The following is a 21,912-nucleotide window of genomic DNA, read 5'->3' on the forward strand; positions in this document are numbered from 1 at the left end:
GCTTTGCTAGTAGAGTAATACGGCTAGGCTACGTTATTGTTCACTGGGCGTGAATTTTTCATAGTAAAAATTACTCGGTTTTAGATTACTGCTGTCTAACCAATTACTCACCGCATCCACCATCCCTAACGGACCACACAAGTAGACATCGACGTCACCATCGTTCAGCCACTCATTATCAACATGACTGGTAACATAGCCTTTACGCTCATGACTACTGTCTTCAGCGGCGACACAGGTGCGGTAGTCAAACCAAGGGTGGTTTTGTTTGACTTCTTCTAGTTTCTCAACTTCTATCAGATCAAAGTCGTTGGTGACGCCGTAGACCATCCTGACAGGATGATGAGCACCAGACACTTCTAAGCTTTTCAGCATCGATAAAAAAGGTGCGATACCAGTACCACCTGCTAGAAATAGGGTCGGGCGGATTAGAGGGCGCAGGTAAAAGCTACCAAATGGACCCTCAAAATTAATCTCTTGACCTATAGTCGCAGTATCAGATAAAAAGGTGCTCATTTTGCCGTTAGGAATATTGCGGACGACAAATTCGGCCTGATTGGCACTAGGTATAGAGCTAAATGAATAGGAGCGTGTCTCGTTAGAATCAGGAATACTGACATTAACATACTGGCCTGGCAAAAATACTAGCGCATCTGGATTGTCGACTTCGACGCCAAAGTGAATGGTAGATTCTGACAGTACATTTAACTGTTGTAGTTTGCCTTTGAATACAGACTTGCCGACTTTGCAGGCTTCAGAGGAGGTTGGTACTTTGATCACGCAGTCGCTTTCTGGAATCATCTGGCAGGTGAGTACATACCCTTCAGCGGCTTCAGCTTCTGTCAGTGCATCTTCGATATACATATCAGGGTGCATGTCGTAGCTGCCAGATTCACAATGGCAACGGCAAGTACCGCAAGCACCATCAAGGCAATCCACAGGGATATTAAATTTTTGACGATAAGCGGCTTCGGCGACGGTTTCGTCGGCTTCACATTTGATGAAGCCTGTGACGCCGTCTTCGAACTGTAGAGCAATATTATATTCCATGAGAAATATCCCTTTTCAACACGTATTAATTAAAAGCTAGTGGCTAAATAATGAGTGAATAATGATTAGACGTGATAGACGTCCATGATTTGATGCACATAGTCGTCTTTTAAGACCACATACTTATCCAAAATTTTTGGTTGGTCTTGAGTCATGTCTATTTTGTACTGAGAGTAACCCCAATAGGTATTGGTCTCGTGATAGCGAAAGGACTTGTTGATCCAGTTGAAACGCACCGTCACAATACCGTCATTGTCTTCGAGTAGTTCAATATTCGATAAATTGTGCGTGGTACGCGTATCAGGAATGGTCGCTGATGAGCGCTCAGTCTCGATGCGGAAGATACGATCTTCAAGACCACGGCGATCCGGATAATAAATCAGCGAGATTTCTCGTTGTGGGTCGCTGATGAGCTGACCATCATCATCCCAACTTGGCATCCAGAAAGGGCAGTCTTCATCGTAATAAGTGAGCCATTCTTCCCATTTTTTCTCATCCAATAAACGCGCTTCACGGTATAGAAACTGTCTAATGTCTTCAATGTTAACCGTTGCATTTTTCATGATTGATATCCTTATTTTTTGTCAGTTCTACAATAAATAGCAGAGTAATAATAAAAAATGTATTAGTCGCTATTAGCACCGTGTAGCTGCTGCTCTTGCTCTAGAGCTTTTTTCATCTCTTCATGCCAGTAACGATGTTGGACGGTATATAGCCCTTCATCTTCAGTCTTAACACCACTCATCAAAGGTTTAAGGTCAATAGCGGCCGCGCCTTCATCTGCACCTTGAATCCAGTGCTCGGAGCCTCGGCACATATCATTCCATTCAAGCTTGATACCGTTATAACCTTCTTGGCATGAGCGGAACTCTTCTAAGTCATCAGGGGTTGCCATACCAGTAACGTTAAAGAAATCTTCATACTGACGGATACGGCGTGCACGTGACTCATCGCTTTCGCCTTTTGGTGCGATACACCAGATGCTAACTTCAGTTTTGTCAACCGCGATAGGGCGGAGCATACGAATTTGTGAGCCGAACTGATCCATGATGTAGACGTTTGGATATAGGCATAAGTTACGTGAGCGTTCAATCATCCAGTCCGCCATGGCTTCACCGTAGCTGGCGACATACTCATCGCGATAAGCGTAGTTTGGACGGTCTTGTGGGTTTTCCCACTGTGTCCATAACAGCATGTGACCGTTTTCAAAAGAATAAAACCCACCGCCTTGTCGACCCCATTTGCCAGCGTTCATGGCTTTGATATTGTCTTCTTTGACAGCTTCAGCTTCTTTACGGCGCGCAGTTGTCGCAGCGTAGTTCCAATGGACGGCTGATACGTGATAGCCGTCGGCACCGTTTTCAGCTTGCAGCTTCCAGTTACCATCAAAGGTATAGGTTGAGGTGCCGCGTAACACTTCTAGACCTTCTGGCGATTGATTGACAATCATGTCAAGAATTTTGGTAGAGCCACCAAGCCAGTCTCCGATTGGCTGAACATCATCATTTAAGCTGGCAAAGATAAAGCCTTTATAATTAGCCATCTTCACTTGTTTTAAGTCGTGTGAGCCTTCTTTATTGAAGCATTCTGGATAGCCTGCATGTCTTGGGTCTTTAACTTTAAGCAGCTTGCCTGAGTTGTTAAAGGTCCAACCGTGGAATGGGCAGGTGTAAGTGGCTTTATTGCCTTTCTTATGACGGCAGAGCTGTGCGCCGCGGTGTGAGCATGAATTAATCATGCAGTGCAAATCGCCTTCTTTATTGCGGGCAAGAATGACGGGCTGACGGCCAATGTATGAGGTGTAGTAGTCGTTGTTATCAGGAACTTGAGACTCATGAGCCAAATACACCCAATTGTTTTCGAAGATGTACTTCATCTCAAGCTCAAACAGCTCTTCGTTGGTGAAGGCGCTACGATGCAGACGATAAATCCCTTTTTCGCTGTTTTCTTCTAAAAAATCATCAATACTGATGTCTGATCCTTCAGGTACTAGATTGATACGCTGGCTCATGGCTGCCTTCCTTGTATAATAACGGTGTTAAATGAGATTCGGTGTTACGCTTGATACGGCAGCTTGGGACGTACCAAACGTAGAGATTTAATATTTATGAACTACTAATATCCAATAACAAGCACAGATTAACCTTGAGCACGGCGGCGTTCTACTTCGCTGCCTTGTACCGGTTTATCGATGTCTTTTACTAAATGAAAGTCGAAATCGATACTTGCGTAAGGCTTATCAAGCGCTTTTTCTTTTAGCTTGTCCGCGTCTTCGACCATCGTTACCTCTGGTACCAAACCTTCGCGGCTTGCAAAAGCAAAGTCATCCCATAGGTACTCATCGCCATCGATGTTAATCTGCGTGGTCAGTTTGCGATGACCATCAGCACTGGCAAAGAAATGAATGTGAGCTGGGCGATGACCGTGACGTCCTAGCGCGCCCAATACTTTTTGCGTCATTCCTTCTGGTGGTACCGAGTAACCTAGCGGCACGATGCTGCGGAATGCATAATTTCCGTTCTCATCAGTGATGATGCTACGACGTAAGTTGAAATGAGACTGTGATTCATCAAAGAAAGAGTAGTTACCTAAGCTGTTGGCATGCCACACTTCAACTTTTGCGTTTGGAAGAGGCTGTCCATCTTCACCATAAACAGTGCCTTGCATAAATAGCACGGTACCATTATCAAGGTCAGTGCCATCATCTAGACGCGCAAAGCCCTTTTCTTCTGGCGCACCAGCGACATAGAGTGGACCTTCAATAGTACGTACAGTACCACCGTCAAGACCGGCTGCTTTTAAATCCTCTTCAATCATTAAATCCATGAAGTGATCGAAACCCAAGCCTGGTGATAATAAACCAGCTTCTTTGCCCAAATCACCGATAAACTCAACGCCAGACCAATATTCATCGGCAGTGATTTTTAAGTCGTTAATGGTTTGCATAAGGTCGGTCACGATACGCAAGACAATCTCTTGTACGCGTGGATTGACTTGCTCAGGGAAGTCGATTTTGCCTTTGATGAACTGAGTGGCTAATGCTTCAATTTGGCTGCGTTCCATGTCTCTCTCCTTGTTGAGGACTGTTTTATTAAGGGGTAATTACAGTGAGTATTCTTACTCAGTTTTTATAGATTCTGATATCAGCTGTACTGGCTTGCTTTAGCTGTCATCACTACGAACAGATGATGGATGACGTAACAATGGTGTCACTTCAACCTTCATATACGGATAGAGCGGTAATGACATCATAATGTCATGTAGCTCTTCATTACTCTCAACATCAAAGATACTGAAGTTAGAGTACTGACCGGCTATGCGCCAAATATGACGCCATTTACCTTGCTCTTGGAGCTTTTGTGACAGCGCTTTTTCGGTGGCTTTAAGCTCGTTGACCTTGTCGGCGTCCATATCTGTTGGGATTAAGACATCCATTCTGACGTGGTATAACATAATTATTTCCTTATATTTGATGACGGGTAATTTTTTTAGCTGTTACAGCATTTCAGTTTGAGCATTAGTGGCAAATTGCGGCTTCGATGATTTAAGTGAATTATTGATTGCTTGTTTGGCGTAGTGATAGACTTTATCGCTATCTACTTCGATACCAAGACCTGCGCCCGTAGGTACATTTAACCCAAAATTTTGATAATCAAGAGGCTGTACTAAAACGTCTTCGGTTAATAACAACGGACCAAACAGTTCGGTGTCAAAATTTAGACTGGGATAGGTTGAGAATACATGAGCTGAGGCCACCGTACCGATAGGCCCTTCAAGCATAGTGCCGCCATACAGCTCGATACCTGCTAGATGTGCCATTTGTCCAATAAGACAAGCTGCTCTCAATCCGCCTGCTTGATTAATTTTTACCGCAAAGACATCAGCATAATGATCTGCTGCTAAATGAAAGGCATTCTGAGGATCTTGGACAATTTCATCCGCCATAATCGCCACATCAAAGCGATCAGTTAAACGTTTTAGAGCGGCTTTATTACGCATTGATATAGGTTGTTCTATTAAATCAATGCCTCCAGCTTGTAATAGGCTAATACCTTGCATTGCCTCAAGTTCTGTCCAAGCCTGATTGACATCAACGGTAATGCGGCAATTAGGCAAGGCTGCTTTTATGGCTAATACGTGGGCCACATCATCAGTAATCGGATTGCTACCGATTTTTAATTTAAAAATGCGATGGCGCTTTTGCTCAATCATGCGCTTAGCTTCGGCGATATCGGTCGCTGTATTGCCGCTGGCAAGCGTCCAAGCCACTTCGATACGGTCACGAACACGACCACCAATCAGCTCACTTACTGGTAGGTTTAGGCGTTTACCTTCAATGTCGAGTAGGGCAGTTTCGATGGCACACTTTGCAAAGCGGTTGCCATTGATATGAAGACTTAGCAGCTGCATAGCTTTTGCTGGACTAGTCGGCTGCTCTTTTAATAAAAGAGGGGTAAAGTAGGTATCGATATTAGTTTTGATGCTATGAGGGCTTTCTTCTGCGTAGCTTAGGCCGCCAATGGTGGTCGCTTCGCCCCAACCTTCGTAGCCATCTTCTGTTTGAATGTGTACCAAGACCAAGACTTGTTCGTTCATAACGGTACAAGCGAGCTTATGAGCCCTTATAGTAGGTATTGGTACCAATAAAGTATTAATTGAACGAATCATGACAGTCCCTATTGAATAGATGATGCTTCCTTATGCTTAATAAGAACTATAGTTATTAGATAACGACATGTCTAAGACCTATTTGGTCTGATATTGATACCTTTTGGGTATTTTGATAATCAACCTTCACCGTGTTATGTTCTTTAGGTATCGATAGGCTTATAGGTCACTCAAGGAATAATGTTCAATGGAATTGAGACATTTACGCTATTTTGTAGCGGTAGCAGAGGAAAAAAGTTTTAATAAGGCAGCAGAGCGTTTGTTTATTTCACAGCCCCCACTGAGCCGTCAGATAAAACAGTTGGAAGAAGAGATCGGCGTCACGCTCATTGATAGGGACAATCGCCCTTTAAAGCTTACTGAAGCTGGCGACTTTTTTTATGATCATGCGCTTGAGATAATAAAAAAATCAGATGATCTGCGGGCGATGACCTTTCGTAAAGGCAGCTTTGACAACACATTATCGATAGGTTTTGTGTCATCGATACTGTATGGCATATTGCCGAAAGTGATTGCGCGCTTCAGAGAGGTCTATCCAAATATAGAGATTAAATTATATGAATTGAACTCTTGGCAGCAAACGCAAAGCTTAGTAGAAGGCAAAATAGATGTCGGTTTTGGAAGGCTTATATTTGAAGACGCTTCTATTAGGCGATTATTACTGAGACAGGAGCGTTTAGTGGTTGCGGTTCCTAACAAGCATCGATTGGCAAAAGAGCAACAAAAGAGTATTCGTTTAATGGATTTAACCAATGAAAACTTATTGTTATATCCAATGGCACCTCGTCCTAGCTTTATCGATTTTGTCTTAGAGCTCTTTGAGTCACGCAATCTAAAAGCAAACTATTTTACTGAGGTACGTGAGCTGCATGTTGCGTTAGGGTTGGTAGCAGCAGGTGAGGGCTTGACTATCGTGCCAAAAACGCTTGAGCATCTGCGGAGTCAGGAAGTGACTTATATTCCTTTCGAGGACGGGCTTTTAACCTCGCCTATCGTCATGAGTGTGAGACACTTTGACAAATCAGAGCTATTAAAAATATTGTTGGACGTGACTTATCAGATTTACGATGAAGAAGGGTTTGATTATAAGCCTGAGCAAATTTGAGAGATTCTGCACTCATTAAGAATCCTAATATGAACTCATAAAAGGATAATTTTATGCAAGAATTCCATTACAAACCCGAAGCAGGCCCGGCGGAAGTAGCACGGCTCGTTTGTGGTAGCCCTTATTATAATCGTCGTGAATACGATTTTTCTGAACTAGAAGACTGACTATAAAGAGCTGATAAAGGTTTAACGCATGCTTAAGTAGCATTATAAATCTGCAACTTCTAAAGTTGAACTATTTTTAAATTATCAAAGAGTAAGTGCTTTGAAAGAGTGTGCTAAGCTTGGGTTTGCTAACTTACCCTAATATGATTATTCGTTTACCAGATTCCGTTATGCGCTTGATGCAGCATATCTCAGCGATATCTAAGTAAAGGTCCGCCACAGTCTTATACATTCTGAAAACCTTGAAAATACCATAAAAAGAGACTTGTCGTATCGCTGCGAACAAGCCTTTTTTTATGAAATATAAGGAACAGTCTTAGGGTATGTGGTCAAATCTACCCAGCACGATTTTATACAAGTTTATTGAACAAAGCTTTTGGTTAATTTAGTATGTTTTTGCGAGTTGTTAAATATATGGCTTTAGAGAGTTAACATATATGGTAATTATGATTACCGTATATTGGCTATTATTCTAATAAACGTTAGTTTTAATCGTATCAATTTCATTATTTTTTAATTTATGTCTGTTAATTTACGTCAAGGATGACCCGTATGAGTATCAAAGCATTTCCAGCAAAATGGATGACTGAAGAGCACGAAATGGTATATGACAGTGCGCTAAAAATGTTTCAAAGCTGGGAGGACAAAGACGAGCAGTGGCGAGAAAACGGTATGATTGACCGCGCGGCTTGGGAAGAGGCCGGCGAGATGGGCTTTTTATGTGCGTCAATACCAGAAGCGTACGGCGGCGGCGGCGGTGATTTTGGTCATGAAGCCGCGATTCTTTTGGCGCAGGCGCAGGCGAACCGAGCCAGTTATGGCGGTATGGTGCACTCAGGTATCGTGGCTCCATATATCTATAAGCTTGGAACTGAAGAGCAAAAAAAATCATTGTTGCCTAAGATGGCGACGGGCGAATATATTGGCGCTATTGCGATGACTGAGCCGACGACGGGCTCTGATCTGCAGGCCATCAAAACTTATGCGATAAAAGAGGGTGATGACTATATCATTAATGGTTCAAAAACCTTTATTACCAATGGTCAGCATGCCAATATCGTGCTATTGGCTTGTAAGACAGACCGCGATAAGGGCGCACAAGGCGTCTCGCTTATTCTTGTTGAGACCGACGATTTAGAAGGCTTTACACGTGGCCGTAACCTAAAAAAGACGGGTCTTGCTGGACAAGATACTTCAGAGCTTTTCTTTAGTAATGTGCGTGTGCCACAAAAAAATGTACTAGGCGGTGTCGAGGGGCTCGGCTTTATACACATGATGCAAGAGCTGCCGCAAGAGCGCCTGATTATTGCTTTAAGTGGCTGCGGCGCGATGAAACTGGCATTAGAGCTGACGCTTGAATATGTCAAAGAGCGTGAAGCCTTTGGCAAGCCAATTTGGCAATTCCAAAACACGCGCTTTAAGCTCGCTGAGGTACAAGCGGATTATTTAGCGGTAAAAGCCTTATGTGATTCAGCAGTTGAGGCGCAAATACAGGGTAAGCTTGACGCCGCGCAAGCATCCTTAATCAAGTACTGGGTGACAGAAAAACAATGTAAAACGATGGATGAATGCTTACAGTTATTTGGTGGTTACGGTTATATGTCAGAGTACCCAATTGCTCGTATGTATGCCGATGCTCGCGTACAAAAAATCTACGGCGGCACCAATGAAATCATGAAAGAGCTGGCCTCGCGCTTTATGTAGTCGCTTATGAGTGAGCAGAGTGCGCGCTTCTCAACACTTCATTATTTAAAACTAGCTACTTAAAAATTAAAGGGATTTATTATGACCCAGACCGCTTATATCTATGATGCGATCCGCACTCCACGTGGTAAAGGAAAAAAGGATGGCGCTTTGCATCAAGCATCGCCAATTTGGTTGACACGTACGCTACTTAAAGAGATGCAGCAGCGTCATCACTTAGATACCAGCCTCGTCGACGATATCGTGCTTGGTTGTGTGACGCCAGTCGGTGAGCAAGGCTCAGATATCGCTCGTATTGCTGCTCTCGATGCAGGCTGGGATCAACGTGTAGCAGGGGTGACATTGTCACGCTACTGCGCCTCAGGCCTTGAATCTATCAACCTTGCTGCTGCCAAAGTCATGTCCGGTATGGAGGACATGGTTGTAGCGGGCGGCGTTGAGTCTATGAGCCGCGTACCGATGGGCTCAGATGGCGGTGCTTGGTATATGGATCCACGCGTTAATGATGCTACTGGTTTTGTCCCACAAGGGGTTGGCGCTGATACTATCGCGACCCTAAAGGGCTTTAGTCGCAGCGATGTTGATGAGTTTGCCACTGAGTCACATAGAAGAGCCGCCGCCGCTTGGGAAAAAGGCTATTTTGATAAATCAGTGGTGCCTGTTAAGGATATTAATGGTTTATTACTATTAGACAAAGACGAAACCATTCGTCCAAATACTGATGTTACCACTTTAGCAAAGCTCAATCCGTCTTTTGCTATGCCCGGTCAGATGGGTTTTGATAGCGTTATTTTGGATAAATACACCACGATTGAAAAAGTAAACCATGTGCATCATGCTGGCAACTCATCAGGTATCGTCGATGGTGCTGCGATATGTCTTATCGGTAGTGCGGCCGCTGGGGACAAAGCTGGACTTAAGCCGCGAGCGAAGATTACTATGGCAGCAGTCATTGGCTCAGAGCCTTCTATTATGCTGACAGGTCCGACACCAGCTTGTAAAAAAGCGCTAGATAAAGCAGGTATGCAAGCGTCTGATATCGACCTATGGGAGATAAACGAAGCCTTTGCTGCTGTTCCGATGAATACCGCTAGCGACTTTGGTATTTCATTAGATAAAGTCAATGTTAATGGCGGCGCGATTGCGATGGGTCACCCACTCGGCGCAACAGGTGCGATGCTAATGACGACGGTGCTTGATGAGCTTGAGCGCTGCGATTTAAAAACGGCCATGGTTACGCTATGCGTCGGCGGCGGTATGGGGATTGCAACTATCATTGAGCGTGTATAAAAACATTTAGCAAAAACGATTATAAAAATGATTATGGATGATTAACAAGGATTTAAAATGAGCACCAATAGCGTAGATGCCATCAATGCATTAAAGAATTTTTCTGCCCAATCTGATAATGGAATTATCACCGTCACTATCGACCAAACCGAGCGTAAGATGAATGTCATTGGAGAGGGCTTTAATGAAGCCTTTGCTACAATAACGGATGCTTTTATCAATGACCAGGACGCAAAAGGCCTAATTCTAACGTCTGGTAAATCAACCTTTGTGGTTGGCGCAGATATTGACCAATTGGCTACTATTGAAACGGCCGAGCAAGCCTTTGATCTGGTTGAAGACTTAAAAACTAGCCTTCGCAGGCTTGAAACTTCTGGTAAGCCAGTCGTTGCTGCCATTACGGGTACGGCGCTTGGCGGCGGTCTTGAGCTTGCTTTAGCCTGTCATTATCGTATTGCTATCGACTCACCAAAAACCTCGTCTACAACCAAGCTGGGTTTGCCTGAAGTTAAGCTTGGATTGCTACCCGGCGGCGGTGGGACGCAGCGTTTGCCACGTCTGATTGGTATTCAAAAAGCCCTTGAGTTGATGACCCAAGGTAAAGAGCTGCGTCCACGGCAAGCGCTAGAAATTGGCTTTATCGATGACGTGGCTCATGACAATGACGAGCTTATCAGTAAGGCGAAAGCATGGATTAATGACAATCCAAAAGCGCAGCAACCATGGGACAAAAAAGGCTTTAAAATCCCAGGCGGTGATAGCAATCATCCAAAAATGGTGCAAGTATTTTCTATGGCCCCAGCGATGGCCAATCAAAAATCCCACGGCAACTATCCTGCGATTACCCATATTTTATCTAGCGTGTTTGAAGGCTGCTTAACCGATATCGACAACGGCCTTAAAATCGAGTCGCGCTTTTTTGTCGCCTGCGTGTTATCAGACGTATCCAAAAACATGATTAATAGCCTTTGGACGCAGCTCAATAGCATTAAAAAAGGACAATCACGCCCGCAAGGGTTTGAGCGATCTAAAGTCAGCAAAGTCGGTATTTTAGGCGCTGGCATGATGGGCGCTGGTATCGCTTACGTTTCAGCTAAGGCAGGTATGGAAGTGGTATTACTCGATACGGCGATTGAAGGCGCTGAAAAAGGCAAAAGCTACTCTACTAAGCTGCTAGACAAAGCCATCAGCCGAGGGCGTTCAACAGAGGCCAAAAAACAAGCATTATTAGACCTTATCAAGACCACCACGTCTTATGATGATTTAGAAGGCTGTGATTTAATCATCGAAGCTGTTTTTGAAGATGTAGATATTAAAGCAGAATGTACGCGACAATCTGAAGCCGTTATTCCAGAGACTGCCGTTTATGCTTCTAACACCTCAACCTTGCCAATCACTGAGCTTGCTAAAGCCAGCAAACGCCCGAACCAGTTTATCGGTCTGCATTTCTTCTCACCGGTTGATAAGATGCCACTCGTTGAGATTATCGTTGGTGAAAAAACCGACGATGCCACGCTAGCAACAGGTTTTGATTATGTTGGCCAAATTGGCAAGACGCCCATCGTTGTCAATGACAGCCGCGGATTTTATACATCACGTGTTTTTGGCACTTATGTGTCAGAAGGCATTGCCATGTTAGCTGAAGGTGTTCACCCACGTAGTATAGAAGTGGCTGGTATGAAGTCTGGTATGCCGATGCCGCCGCTGGCACTGCAAGATGAGGTGTCACTCAGCCTGTCACTACACGTGATGGAGCAGACTAAAAAGGCAATGGAGGCAGAAGGCAAGACTTTTACGCCGCATCCTGCGATGTCAGTAGTAGAAAAAATGGTCAAAGAATTTGGCCGCGAAGGTAAAAAGGTGTCTAAAGGTTTTTATGATTATCCAGAGAATGGTGAAAAACATCTATGGTCTGATCTCACTGAATTATATCAAACGACAGATGAGCAGCCCTCGCAGCAAGACTTGGTAGACCGTCTACTTTACGTGCAAGCCAATGAGACTGCCAAATGCTATGAAGAAAACGTCGTGCGTACGGTGGCCGATGCCAACATCGGCTCTATCTTTGGTTGGGGTTTTGCGCCAAACCAAGGGGGGACGCTACAGTTTATCAACTCAGTAGGCGTCGATAAATTTGTCGCGCGTAGTCGTGAGCTGGCACAGAAATATGGCGCACGTTTTGAGCCTGCGCAGATATTAGTGGCAATGGCGGCAAAAGGCGAGGTTTTCTCAGATGACTGAATCGATGGTTAATCAAGCGGATGCTATGAAAGACTGCTTACAAGGGCTGCGCGTCATTGATTTAACGCGCAACCTGCCTGGGCCATTTGCGACCAGATTGCTTGCGGACTTAGGCGCGGACATTATTAAGATTGAACCACTCAATGGCGATCCGGCTCGCGCTTTTGGGGATTTGTTTACCGCCCTTAATCATGGCAAAACCACTTTAAAAGTTGACTTTCGTGACTCGCAAGGTATTGAGACTATCAAAGCGCAAATCAAGGATAGCGACGTGATGCTCGATAGCTTTCGCCCTGAGGTATTAGAAGGCATGGGGCTTGATGCCAAAACCTTGCATGCCATTAATCCAAAGCTGGTCATGGTATCGATTACGGGCTATGGCATGGCTAATAGCGATGGCATCACTCATGATTGGGCGCATAAAGCCGGTCATGATATCAATTTTATGGCGATGAGCGGGGTGCTTGACCAGCTCAAGACGGCAGATGGCGAGCAGGCAATGCCCAATGTTCAGTTTGCAGACTTAGCAGGCGGCAGTGACACGGCGGTGATTGCTCTATTAGCGGCTGTATTTGCAGCCCAGCGTACGGGGAAAGGTCGCCACGTTGCGGTCAGTATGACGCACAGCTTGTATCAGCATCTGGTCATGCCAAAAGCGACTGGAAAACTGGTTGCCAGCTTTTCTGGCAAAAACCCAGAGCCGCAACAGGATTTCTTAGGCGGTTTATTACCTTGTTATCGGTTGTATAGAACTTCCGATGATCGCCATATGGCGGTGGGTTCACTAGAGCTAAAATTCTGGCAAGGGCTGTGTGAAATATTAAAATTGGCTGAAATTAAAGATGTGCATTGGCAGCGTGGGATTATGCCCAATACCAAGAGCAGCCAAGAGGCAGCACAAATGGTTGCTGATACCTTTGCCAATCAGCCTTTAAGCCATTGGCAGCAGGTTTTTGCATCTACCGATGTGTGCGTCACGCCAGTATTGAGTTTAGAAGAGGCAAGAGCACATCCTTTATTTGCCCATCAAGATGAGTATGGGGCGACACTGGGTTGGCAGTAAGGTAATGAAGCTGAAGTAACAGCATTGTTAGTGAATCAGTTAATAGCTTAATCATTTAGCCACTTAATCTCTTAGCCATTATATTTTTAGCATCTACGGCATTCTTAAGCGACTGAAAAAACATTCCTCTTTTGCGTTAACCCCTTTATGAACTTATCACTATTGGCGCGGTAATCGACTTATTGCATGCAATTTTAGAGAAAACGGCAGTATTTCTAGGCAAATGTATAAGCAATCAAGTTTAAAGCCGTACTGACTCAAAATGATTTGTTATCTATTGTTAAACATGAGCGGATGCTATGTATAATGCAGCCCTAGCATCGTTTTCACTCATACGTCCTTAATAAGAAGATTTTATTATGTCAAACAAGCGTCCCTTATATATTCCTATTGCTGGCCCCGCGCTATTAGAAACCTCTTTATTGAATAAAGGTAGTGCTTTTTCATCAGAAGAACGTGATAGCTTTAATTTAACAGGGCTATTACCACACAATATTGAGACGATTGAAGAGCAGTCTCTGCGGGCTTATCACCAACTGCGTTCATTTACCAATACGATGGATAAGCACATTTATTTGCGTAATATACAAGATACCAATGAGACCTTGTTTCATCATCTGGTTGAGCAGCATATTGAGGAAGTCATGCCGCTCATCTACACGCCAACGGTTGGTCAAGCTTGTGAAAAGTTCTCGCAAATTTATCGCCGGAAACGGGGCTTATTTATCTCCTACCCTGAGCGTCATAAAATCGACGATATGCTGCAAAACGCCACCAAACAAAATGTCAAAGTGATCGTTGTCACTGACGGTGAACGTATATTGGGCCTTGGCGACCAAGGTATTGGTGGTATGGGCATTCCTATTGGCAAATTGGCGTTGTACACAGCTTGCGGTGGCATTAGTCCCGCTTACTGTCTGCCTATTTTGTTAGATGTCGGTACCAATAACCAACAGCTACTTGACGATCCTATGTACATGGGTTGGAGAAATCCACGCATCTCTGGCGATGAATACAGTGAATTTGTCGATTTATTTATTCAAGCGGTTAAGCGTCGTTGGCCAGAGGTGTTATTGCAATTTGAAGATTTTGCTCAAGGAAACGCCACGCCGTTATTAAATCGTTATCGTGACCAGTTATGCTGTTTCAATGATGATATTCAAGGGACTGCTGCGGTTTCGGTCGGCGCTTTGATTGCCGCGTGCCTCAATAAAGGCCAAAAACTCAGTCAGCAAAAAATAGCTTTCTTAGGGGCAGGTTCTGCGGGCTGCGGTATTGCTGAGCATATCATTCGCCAAATGCAGCGCGAAGGCTTAACCGAAGAGCAAGCGCGCAGCCAAGTATTTATGGTTGACCGTTACGGTTTGCTCATCGATAGCATGACAGAATTACAAAAATTCCAAGAGCCACTGGTGCAAAAACAATCAGCAATTGAACATTGGGATAAGAGTCAAAAACTCGGTTTAGCGCAAGTGGTGAAACAAGCAAAAATAACGGTATTGTTCGGCGTGAGTGGACAAAAAGGTTTGTTTACTCAAGAGGTGATCGAGTCCTTATGTGCTAATACTGAACACCCAATTGTACTACCACTTTCAAACCCGACCTCTCGTGTGGAAGCCACACCGCAAGAAGTGATGAACTGGAGCCGTGGTCGCGCCATTATCGCAACGGGTAGTCCTTTTGCTCATACCACTTTTAACGGTCAGTCTTTTGAGGTTTCTCAATGTAATAACAGCTATATATTTCCTGGTATTGGTCTTGGTGTTCTCGCAGCACGGGCGAGAGGTATCAGCGACAATATGTTAATGGCGGCAAGCCAAGCGCTTGCAGATATATCAATGGAGTACGAAAAAGCGCCCGGTGCCATACTACCGCCAATTAAAGTTATTAAAGAGATCAGTAAAAAAATAGCCTATGAAGTGGCACTGCAAGCGGTTCAAGATAAGCTGGCACTACCTATCACAGCGGAGAACCTACAGCGCCGATTGGAAGCGAATTTTTGGTTACCTGAATATCGCAATTATCGTCGTACTTCTTTCTAGTTTTTAGAAGGTGTTTATAGGTAAATGATAAATAAATAGTAGATAGCTGTTTCTAGGCTAGGGCATGTCCTTGCTTGAACGCTAACTGAAATTTGCTAAATACAGTTGGTCGGTTGCGGCTGATTTGATTTAGCATAAAAAAGCAATTAGTTCAGCAGGTACATCGGCGTCTTTTTATAGTTATCAATTATTCATTCATTAAAACCGTTAAAGCCCTCTACGCTATATAAAATAGCGTAGAGGGCTTTTTGATTTCCTAGGTAGCTTAAGCTTATGGTTCAAACCCATAATAAGCCTCATATGTTCATCAGTATGGGGTACTGTTCAGACGTAGGAGCATTAAGCCTCTTCGGTAATGTATTTAGAGATGATATCGGCAATATTAGCAAAATCAACCATTTCTATATAGTCCGCCCTATTTCTATATCTTCTGAAAGTCCTAAAAAACTCTATAAAAAAAGGTCTGCCGCATCGCTGCGAACAAGCCTGATTCAATATGTGGTGGGCCCAGTGGGACTTGAACCTACGACCAAAGGATTATGAGTCCTTGTTTTTACAACAACAATACACAATAGATGGCGATAAGTAGCTGCAATTATTGGCTGAAAGCCTATTGTATTAAAGGATCAGGTTAAAAGGTAAATATACCTGTCAACAAGTAGATATGCCTATCAATAAATTTAGAGTATCAAAATAGTATCAAATTAATAGTATTGATACTCTCTAAAAGTCTAAATAGTTATGGCTGCTATCTACTGATACTTAACAGTAAGGGACAAGTATTCAGTTCAAGGTATCAAAAAAGCTAGCAGCTAGCTGGCTTTATTTATATGTGGTTGAAATAAAGTTATTTTAGTAGGCCTCTTACAAAATTAGCAGAGTATTTTACAATAAATAATACATTTAACACCTATTAGAAAATATGACAAATATAGAGCCGGCAATGCTATGATCTTAGATTAAAGCTATTAGACAGTATTTTTACCCTGCTTACTTACACCATTGACCTTGAATCATAATACCTTCAATAGGATTTAAACCCATTTGATAGGCAAGATCAGCAAGGCGAGTGATATCCCATAATGCTAAATCAGCATCGTAACCAACTTCTATTCTGCCTTTTTTGGCTAGGCCTAATGCTTGTGCCGCGTGAACAGTTGCCCCTGCCAATACTTCTTCAGGTGTTAAATAAAATAGTGTACAGCCCATATTCATTGCTAATAACAACGACGTTAATGGGGAAGTGCCAGGGTTGCAATCTGTCGAAACGGCAATCGGTACTTGATGTTTACGTAACTCTTCAATCGGTGGTAACTTAGTATCACGTAATGTATAAAAAGCGCCTGGTAATAACACGGCCACTGTGTTGCTTACGGCCATCTTTTTAATATCTTCCTCTGCTAAGTGTTCAAGATGATCGCTTGATAGACCTTGGTATTCTGCCACCAAAGCACTAGCGCCTATATTTGATAGCTGTTCAGAATGTAGTTTCACTGGCAAGTCTAACGAATGAGCAGTATCAAAGACGCGTTTAATTTGCTCAGCAGTAAAAGCGATATTTTCACAAAAACCATCAACCGCATCTATCAGACCTTCAGCATGTAAGATTGGCAACCACTGGCAAACTTGTTCAATATAATCATCCGCACGGTCTTTATATTCAAGCGGTAGGGCATGAGCAGCTAAATAAGTGCTGCTAACATGAATGTTGTGCTTGTCACCAAGTTTGCGCGCCACTATCAGCATTTTACGTTCAGTGTCTAAATCTAAGCCATAGCCCGACTTAATCTCGATGCTGGTTACACCTTCTTTTATCAAAGCAAGCAGGCGCTTTTCACTTTGTGCAAATAATTCATCGCTACTGGCTTCGCGAGTAGAACGAACCGTTGATACAATACCGCCGCCTTGAGCAGCGATATCTTGGTAGCTAGCCCCATGTAATCGTGCTTCAAACTCATTACTGCGATTGCCGCCATAGACAATATGAGTATGACAATCAATCAATCCCGGCGTTATCCAATGACCATTAGCGTCTGTGATTTGTTGATTTTGATAGTGCGTTAGGTAGGGCGTTACTTGCGTATGTGCTCCGATCCATGAAATTCTACCATCTTTAATACCAATAGCAGCATTTTCTAGCTGACCATAAGGTGTGGCTTCATTTTGACCATTGTTTTGATTGTGGCTATAAATATCAAATCCGTAGTGTGTTGAAAAGGTTGCTAGATTGGCATTAATAATGATGTGATCGAAGTCAGCCAAGCTATTCATAGAATCTTTGGTATTGATAGATTCTTCGAGTATTTGTGCATTAGAGTGGTTCATAATAAGCTCCTGCTTAATATTTAAAAGCCTTTCTTTATTTATAAGATCAGTAAATGCTGCTCTATAATCGTCGCCAGTAGTCTTGCTGCAACTTTGCAGCTACGCGAATCAATATCAAAGGTTGGATTAATCTCAGCAATATCCGCTACTTTTACTTTTCCTGAGGACAAAATAAGTTTGACCGCGCGCTCAACGAAACTGAGCTCAATACCGTACGCAGCTGGTGCACTAACACCAGGTACAACGCTAGATGGTAAGCAGTCCATATCAATGGATAAATAAATAATATCAACGTTATCGATGAAACTGGTTATTTGAGTAGCAATTTTTTCCCACTTCTTATTGGTGCACTCTTCATCACTGATGATATGCACGCCCAATTGCTCAGCACGGTCAAAGAGAGCGGCAGTGTTGGAAAAACGACTGACGCCGATACAGCAATAATGAAAAGGCTGACCATGTTCATCAAGATGCTCAGCAATCTGTCGAAATGGCGTGCCAGACGTTGCGACATCAGACTGACGAATGTCCAGATGCGCATCAAAGTTAATAATGCCAATACGCGGCAGCGCATCTGTAGCATTAGCAGCATTGGTAATATCTGTCGGCTGTAGCGCTTGCCATAATCCTAAAAAGCTACCATAAGCAATAGCATGACCACCACCAAGACCGATGGGTAAGCCGCCTTGTTCAATAATATGGCTTACCTTATCGGCATAATTAACTTGTGCTTGTTCTAGAGTACTCGCAGAAAAATCATCATTATCATGACAGTGAATATCACCTGCATCACCTAGTAGGGTTGATAGTTGATTTTCAAAGCGCTGCTGTAACTCAGAGATGACCGGCAGCGCAGCAAATGTTTGACGAATCAAGGGCGGAGCAGCTCTTGCACCCACGCGTCCTTGATTGCGTCTGACGCCTTGATCACAAGCGAAACCGACCAGCCCAATGTGCTGGCTTGTATTATCAAAGGCATAAGGCTGCGCTATTTGATACCAATAGCGGGCACGAGCTGTCTCAAACGGCTCTGCACGCCCTGTCCAGCGACTCATATCAGCTGCCGTATGGCTCACAGATTGCGTATGGATAATCTTGCTCGCTGCTTTATTTGTCAGAGAGGTCATTGCCAGCTTCCTTATATTATTCGCTTTTATGCTATTGGCTGTTATCAACCAGTTTTTATCAATCAGCCGTTATTTAGAATCATACCAATTACTACGTAATGACTGCCAATGCTCAGCAAGCGTACCGTCTAATACCAGCTGCTTTGCTGCTTCGATATCAGGGGCTAGATAGCGGTCTTTACCATAAAAGGTCACTTGCTCGCGCAGTTTCTGATGTGCCACTGTCAAAGGCTCTGAGGTTTCTAATCCGCGATGGAAGTCGATACCTTGACCTGCAGCCAATAGCTCAATACCGATAATAGTCGCGGTGTTTTGTGCCATCTCATATAAGCGACGGGCGCAATAGGTTGCCATCGATACATGGTCTTCTTGGTTAGCAGAAGTTGGAATGCTGTCGACACTACCAGGATGGGCGATAGATTTGTTCTCTGAGGCAAGCGCTGCTGCGGTCACATGAGCAATCATAAAGCCTGAGTTGACCCCAGCATTATCCACTAAGAATGGCGGTAAGCCACCTGATAAAGTCGCATCGATCAGCAAAGCAATACGGCGCTCAGACATAGAGCCAATCTCGGCAATGGCCAATGCTAAAATATCGGCAGCAAAAGCCACTGGCTCAGCATGGAAGTTACCGCCAGAGATAGCAACGGGACCGTCTTCATTGTTAAAAATAAGTGGGTTGTCCGTGACAGCATTTGATTCAATCAATAGCGTCTTGCCTGCTTGATTGATGATATCAAGGCATGCGCCCATCACTTGCGGCTGGCAACGTAGGCAGTAAGGATCTTGTACTCTGTCGTCTTGCTCGCCATCATGTGAGGCGCGAATAGCACTACCTTTGATCAGCTGACGGTGCGCTTTGGCGATTTCGATTTGACCATGATGACCACGTACTTCGTGGATACGCGCGTCAAATGGGGCATCCGAGCCTTTGGCTGCATCGATAGATAGTGAGCCGACGATGGTTGCCGTCTCAAGCAAATCACGTGCTAAGAAATAACCACGTAGTGCCAATGCCGTTGATACTTGGGTACCATTAATAAGAGCAAGGCCTTCTTTTGCCGCAAGGGTGATTGGCTCAAGACCATGCTGCGCTAACGCATCAGCGGCCAGTACTTTTTTACCATCAACATAAACATGACCTTCGCCCATCATCGCTAGTGTCATATGTGATAAAGGTGCGAGGTCACCAGAGGCACCTACTGAGCCTTTGGCAGGGATATTTGGGGTAATTTGATTATTAATTAAACCCAGTAAGCTATCGACCACGGCGCGGCGTACGCCAGAGACGCCTTGTGCCAAACTGGTCACCTTCATCACCATAATCAGTCGAACCACATTGGCTGGTAACGCTTCGCCAGTGCCCACCGAGTGAGAGACGATAAGGTTACGCTGTAGCAACTCTAACTGGTCATCGCTGATACGGGTTTTTGCCAATAGACCAAAGCCGGTGTTGATACCATAAGCGCTTTTATCACGGCGAATAATCGTTTGTACATCTTCGTGTGAGGCATCTATCGCCTTATAGGCGCTCTCAGGCAAGGTCAATATGACGGGCTGCTCATAGATATCGCGGAGTATTTCAAAGCTAAGTTGACGTGGCTGTAGGGTTAGTTTCTTGATAGCAGTCATGATGGTAGTCCTAATGTTAAAGGTTATTAGCTGTATTTATTATATGGTGGGGTAGTGATGTTGTGCTTGTATTAATAGGTGCAATCTATCCTAACTTATCCAGCCAAACGACATTGCCAAATGTCCAAAAGCTGCTGCCAACAAGATACTAAGTGCCACACGCTGGAACCAAACGATGACCATTTTGCCAACAGAGATGGGAATTTCAGTTGCTAGTACACAAGGAATCATGGCAGAAAAAAACAGCACACTGCTAATAGAGATGACACCTGCGACGTAACGGGTCAACATATCCGCTTCACTGAGCAATAATGCGGGCAAGAACATCTCAGCCAATCCTGCTGACATGCCTTTGGCAGCGACGAGCGGCTCTGGCAAACCGCCCAACCAAGTAAAGGGATAAAGTAGCAATCCTAGGGCGTCAAATACGGGCGTATACTTGGCCAATAATAAACCAGTGAGTCCAACGGCGATGATAGAGGGCACAATCGCTGCCGCCATGATCAAACCATCACGAAAGTTGCTCCATAGAATGTGTTTAAAATCCGATGCATGGCGTGACGTAGATAAACCCAGCTCATAAGCTGCTTTTAGGCGCGTGCCTCTTTTATAGTCTAAAGTTGGACGCTCTACTTCATTACCAAATAGGCTAATTGGGGGAATGCGGGCAGTGATGGCGGTGACGATAAAGGTAATCACTAGCGTTGACCAAAAAAACAGATTCCAAAATTCCATCAGCCCCAGTGTTTTGGCGACAATGACCATAAATGCGGCAGACACGGTAGAAAAACCTGTGGCAATGATAATAGCTTCACGCGCAGAATACTGCTTTTGTAGATAAACACGATTGGTAATCAATAGCCCAATCGAATAACTGCCCACAAAAGAGGCAACGGCATCAATCGCTGATGCACCAGGCGTTTTCCAGATAGGTTTCATGATCGGCTGCATCAATACACCAACCATCTCAAGCAAACCAAAACCCACTAAGAACGCCAGAATCAATGCCCCAAGCGGCACAATCATACCAACAGGTAATGCCAGTTTTTCAAACAAAAATGGCAGCATATCCTTTTCCATCATAAAGGCTGGCGCATTACCGGTGATATACATCACGGCTAGCACTAAGCCGAGCACTTTAAAGACCGTTAAAATTTTATGCGTGATATTTTTGCGCCATGAGCCATCGATAAATGGTTTGCTCACCCCAAATATCATCAGCACAAATAATAAGGTCACAGATAACGTATGCTGCTGATTGACCAGATAAGTGGCACCATGGTCGAACAGAATCGTACTTTTGTCACCAATGCTAAAAGGGACAAAAAACATCACCAAACCTATCGTACTAAATACAATCAGCTGTAGTAGGGCAATAGGTTTTGATAGCAGGGTCTCTGATGCGGTTGTATCCGGCATGATGTTGGCATCTTGCTCAGTTTGCCCAAGGTTTATGGTATCTTGCTTGGTCATATTATCGTCCTTGATAAAATCATGT

General features: G+C 44.0%; 16 protein-coding genes. 6 read left to right on the forward strand and 10 right to left on the reverse strand.

Annotated features, from left to right (window positions below; genetic code table 11):
- Positions 1 to 33 precede the first annotated feature (33 nt).
- From benC to JMX70_RS01900, 6 genes are all read right to left on the reverse strand, one after another.
- A complete protein-coding gene (gene benC, locus JMX70_RS01875) occupies positions 34 to 1,050 on the reverse strand; it encodes a benzoate 1,2-dioxygenase electron transfer component BenC (protein ID WP_133104314.1) in 1,017 nt (338 codons plus the stop codon).
- A gap of 65 nt (positions 1,051 to 1,115) precedes the next feature.
- Entirely contained in the window at positions 1,116 to 1,613 is a 498-nt protein-coding gene (benB, locus tag JMX70_RS01880; RefSeq protein WP_020443471.1) for a benzoate 1,2-dioxygenase small subunit, read from the reverse strand.
- A 62-nt stretch (positions 1,614 to 1,675) separates the two neighbouring features.
- Positions 1,676 to 3,061, reverse strand: coding sequence for a benzoate 1,2-dioxygenase large subunit (gene benA / locus JMX70_RS01885; RefSeq protein WP_201589109.1), 1,386 nt, complete (start codon positions 3,059 to 3,061; stop codon positions 1,676 to 1,678).
- Between the two features lie 128 nt (positions 3,062 to 3,189).
- Entirely contained in the window at positions 3,190 to 4,113 is a 924-nt protein-coding gene (gene catA, locus JMX70_RS01890; RefSeq protein ID WP_201589112.1) for a catechol 1,2-dioxygenase, read from the reverse strand.
- 99 nt (positions 4,114 to 4,212) lie between these two features.
- The gene (gene catC, locus JMX70_RS01895) at positions 4,213 to 4,503 is read right to left on the reverse strand and encodes a muconolactone Delta-isomerase (RefSeq protein ID WP_011513602.1); all 291 of its coding nucleotides are present in this window, start codon (positions 4,501 to 4,503) and stop codon (positions 4,213 to 4,215) included.
- A gap of 42 nt (positions 4,504 to 4,545) precedes the next feature.
- Positions 4,546 to 5,718 carry a muconate/chloromuconate family cycloisomerase gene (locus tag JMX70_RS01900; RefSeq protein WP_201589114.1) on the reverse strand — a complete coding sequence of 391 codons (1,173 nt, stop codon included), beginning with the start codon at positions 5,716 to 5,718 and terminating at the stop codon, positions 4,546 to 4,548.
- Between the two features lie 187 nt (positions 5,719 to 5,905).
- Here JMX70_RS01900 and JMX70_RS01905 point away from each other — a divergent pair, with 187 nt between their 5' ends.
- From JMX70_RS01905 to JMX70_RS01930, 6 genes are all read left to right on the forward strand, one after another.
- Positions 5,906 to 6,823: a LysR family transcriptional regulator gene (locus JMX70_RS01905; RefSeq protein ID WP_201589116.1), complete on the forward strand. Its 918-nt coding sequence runs from the start codon at positions 5,906 to 5,908 to the stop codon at positions 6,821 to 6,823.
- 719 nt (positions 6,824 to 7,542) lie between these two features.
- A complete protein-coding gene (locus tag JMX70_RS01910; RefSeq protein WP_144296321.1) occupies positions 7,543 to 8,694 on the forward strand; it encodes an acyl-CoA dehydrogenase family protein in 1,152 nt (383 codons plus the stop codon).
- Between the two features lie 81 nt (positions 8,695 to 8,775).
- Positions 8,776 to 9,984: an acetyl-CoA C-acetyltransferase gene (locus tag JMX70_RS01915; protein ID WP_201589118.1), complete on the forward strand. Its 1,209-nt coding sequence runs from the start codon at positions 8,776 to 8,778 to the stop codon at positions 9,982 to 9,984.
- A gap of 57 nt (positions 9,985 to 10,041) precedes the next feature.
- Positions 10,042 to 12,225 (forward strand): 3-hydroxyacyl-CoA dehydrogenase NAD-binding domain-containing protein, encoded by a 2,184-nt coding sequence (locus JMX70_RS01920; protein ID WP_201589120.1) that lies wholly within the window; start codon positions 10,042 to 10,044, stop codon positions 12,223 to 12,225.
- Positions 12,226 to 12,229: 4 nt separating this feature from the next.
- On the forward strand, positions 12,230 to 13,288 hold the full coding sequence (locus tag JMX70_RS01925) for a CaiB/BaiF CoA transferase family protein (RefSeq protein ID WP_191691250.1): 1,059 nt from the start codon (positions 12,230 to 12,232) through the stop codon (positions 13,286 to 13,288).
- A 359-nt stretch (positions 13,289 to 13,647) separates the two neighbouring features.
- Positions 13,648 to 15,330: an NAD-dependent malic enzyme gene (locus JMX70_RS01930; RefSeq protein WP_198328144.1), complete on the forward strand. Its 1,683-nt coding sequence runs from the start codon at positions 13,648 to 13,650 to the stop codon at positions 15,328 to 15,330.
- A gap of 990 nt (positions 15,331 to 16,320) precedes the next feature.
- Here JMX70_RS01930 and hutI read toward each other — a convergent pair.
- From hutI to JMX70_RS01950, 4 genes are all read right to left on the reverse strand, one after another.
- The gene (gene hutI, locus JMX70_RS01935; protein ID WP_201589123.1) at positions 16,321 to 17,655 is read right to left on the reverse strand and encodes an imidazolonepropionase; all 1,335 of its coding nucleotides are present in this window, start codon (positions 17,653 to 17,655) and stop codon (positions 16,321 to 16,323) included.
- Between the two features lie 38 nt (positions 17,656 to 17,693).
- On the reverse strand, positions 17,694 to 18,782 hold the full coding sequence (gene hutG, locus JMX70_RS01940; RefSeq protein ID WP_201589126.1) for a formimidoylglutamase: 1,089 nt from the start codon (positions 18,780 to 18,782) through the stop codon (positions 17,694 to 17,696).
- Between the two features lie 69 nt (positions 18,783 to 18,851).
- Positions 18,852 to 20,414, reverse strand: coding sequence for a histidine ammonia-lyase (hutH, locus tag JMX70_RS01945; RefSeq protein ID WP_201589128.1), 1,563 nt, complete (start codon positions 20,412 to 20,414; stop codon positions 18,852 to 18,854).
- Positions 20,415 to 20,504: 90 nt separating this feature from the next.
- A complete protein-coding gene (locus JMX70_RS01950; RefSeq protein ID WP_201589131.1) occupies positions 20,505 to 21,887 on the reverse strand; it encodes a YjiH family protein in 1,383 nt (460 codons plus the stop codon).
- Between the last annotated feature and the right edge of the window lie 25 nt (positions 21,888 to 21,912).

Origin of the sequence: Psychrobacter pulmonis (genome assembly GCF_904846465.1) — a bacterium.
GTDB lineage: Bacteria > Pseudomonadota > Gammaproteobacteria > Pseudomonadales > Moraxellaceae > Psychrobacter > Psychrobacter faecalis.